This is a genomic window from Psychrobacter sp. 1Y4 (genome assembly GCF_051847555.1).
Genome location: NZ_JBPYDE010000792.1, coordinates 1 through 615 on the forward strand (window position 1 = coordinate 1; position 615 = coordinate 615).

A 615-nucleotide genomic window follows, 5' to 3' on the forward strand; every position below is an offset into this window, starting at 1 on the left:
GTTAAGCTATCTGCTGGATTGCCGTCTTGATAAAGGGCATCAATCGTTACGCCATCTTCTTCAAGCTGCTCATAACCGATAAAGGTCGTTGGCGTCTCGACTTGAATGACGCTGCTGTAATCGACATCAAACTTGCCCGCATCACGAGCACGTTCGCGTTGTGCTTGCATGTGCTCATCAAATTCAGCTTCATCAATGGCAATGCCGCGCTCACGCGTGATATCTGCTGTCAAATCGATCGGGAAGCCATAGGTGTCGTAGAGTTTAAAGGCGGCTTCGCCAGATAGCGTATCGCCATCTTTTAGACCTTCAAGTTCGCTGGCAAGCAAACGCAGACCTTGCGCTAGTGTCTTAGCAAACTGCGCTTCTTCTTTTTGAATGGCGTTTTCGATGATGCTTTGTTTTTCTACTAGCTCTGGATAAGCACTGCCCATTTCAGCCACAAGCGGGGCAACCATTTTGTAGAAAAACTCACTATCTGCGCCAAGCTTGTTGCCATGGCGTACGGCGCGGCGAATGACACGGCGTAGGACATAACCACGACCTTCATTACTTGGCGTCACGCCATCAGCAATCAAAAACGACACGGCACGGATATGATCGGCGATGACTTTT

The 615-nt window shown here is 49.3% G+C and carries 1 protein-coding gene; it reads right to left on the reverse strand.

The window, feature by feature from the left end:
- On the reverse strand, positions 1-615 hold a 615-nt coding region (locus ACS8FC_RS18910), incomplete at both ends, for an alanine--tRNA ligase-related protein (RefSeq protein WP_439297922.1).